This is a genomic window from Kineococcus glutinatus, assembly GCF_039542765.1.
Lineage (GTDB): Bacteria > Actinomycetota > Actinomycetes > Actinomycetales > Kineococcaceae > Kineococcus_A > Kineococcus_A glutinatus.
The window spans coordinates 1-1,478 of the sequence record NZ_BAABIL010000560.1 but is presented as its reverse complement, the minus strand read 5'-3'; the positions used below and the strand labels follow the sequence as shown (position 1 = coordinate 1,478).

1 protein-coding gene and 1 pseudogene are annotated in these 1,478 nt (G+C 75.4%); both read left to right on the top strand.

Annotated features, from left to right (window positions below; all coding sequences use genetic code 11):
* The coding region (locus tag ABEB16_RS18150) for a molybdopterin-dependent oxidoreductase (RefSeq protein WP_345713620.1) at positions 1-963 on the top strand (963 nt) is incomplete at its 5' end.
* 108 nt (positions 964-1,071) lie between these two features.
* Positions 1,072-1,478: pseudogene (locus ABEB16_RS18145) on the top strand (fasciclin domain-containing protein); the annotation flags it as partial.

The window sequence follows — 1,478 nt, the reverse complement described above, 5'->3', positions numbered from 1 at the left end:
GGCGCGCCGCCGCCGCCCGCGCTGCCCGCGCCGGCGTCCGCGGCGGCTCCGGTGCCGGCGGGGGTGGACGCCGTGCCGGGCACGACACCGTGGGCGACGAGCACCGCGGACCTCTACCGGGTCGACACGGCCTTCCTGGGGGTTCCCGACGTGCGCGTGCAGGACTGGTCGCTGCGGGTGCACGGCATGGTGGGCCGCGAGCTGGAGCTGCGCTACGAGGACCTGCTCGCCGGTCCGCTGCTGGAGCGCTGGATCACCCTCACCTGCGTGTCGAACCAGGTGGGCGGGGAGCTGGCCGGCAACGTGCGCTGGCTGGGTGTCGCGCTGGCGGACGTGCTGCGCCGGGTGGTGCCCGACGCCGGTGCCGACGCGCTGCTGGCGCGCAGCACGGACGGTTTCACCACCCTGACGCCGCTGGCGGACGTGCTCGACGGGCGCGACGCGCTGCTGGCCGTCGGCATGAACGGCGAGCCCCTGCCGCGCGAGCACGGGTTCCCGGTGCGGATGGTCGTCCCGGGGATCTACGGGTTCGCGTCGGCCTGCAAGTGGGTCACCGAGATCGAGGTCACCCGCTTCGACAGCGCCCGCGCCTACTGGACCGACCGCGGCTGGGCGCGGCGCGCGCCCGTGAAGACGGCCTCGCGCATCGACACCCCGCGCTCGTTCGCGAGGGTGCCGGCCGGGGTGGTGCCCGTGGCCGGCGTGGCCTGGGCGCAGCACCGCGGGATCCGCGCGGTGGAGGTCCGCGTCGACGGCGGTGGCTGGCAGCGCGCGGAACTGCTGCCCGCGGTGTCGGTGGACACGTGGTGCCAGTGGGTGTGGCGCTGGGACGCCGCGCCGGGGCAGCACACGCTGCAGGTCCGGGCCGTCGACGGCACCGGTGCGGTGCAGACCGGCGAGGTCGCGGAGCCGTTCCCCGACGGCGCCAGCGGCTACGACACGCTCGTCCTCACCGTCGTGTGAACCCCGGGGTCTCCCCGGGTTTCCGCGCCGGGGACCAGTCCACCCGCCGGGCGGCTCCGAACGCACGACGAGAGGTTCGACCGGAACCCCCGATCCAGGAGGAACACCGTGAAGCGCTCCGCCCCGCTCCTCGCCCTCGCCGCCACCGTCGCGTTCGGGATCTCCGCGTGCGGCGGTTCCGACGACACGAGCACCCCGGCGGCCACCGAGGCGACGTCGACCCCGTCGATGTCGACGTCGCCCTCGACGTCCCCGTCGATGTCGCCCTCGACGTCGCCCTCGATGTCGCCGGCCGCCGCGGCTCCCGTGGGTCCCGGCTGCGCCGCCTACGCCGCCGCGAACGCCGCCGGACCCGGTTCGGTGCAGGGCATGGCGATGGACCCGGTCGCCGTCGCGGCGTCCAACAACCCGCTGCTGACGACCCTGACCGCCGCCGTGTCCGGGCAGCTGAACCCGCAGGTGAACCTGGTCAGCACCCTCGACGGTGACGAGTTCACCGTCTTCGCCCCGGTCGA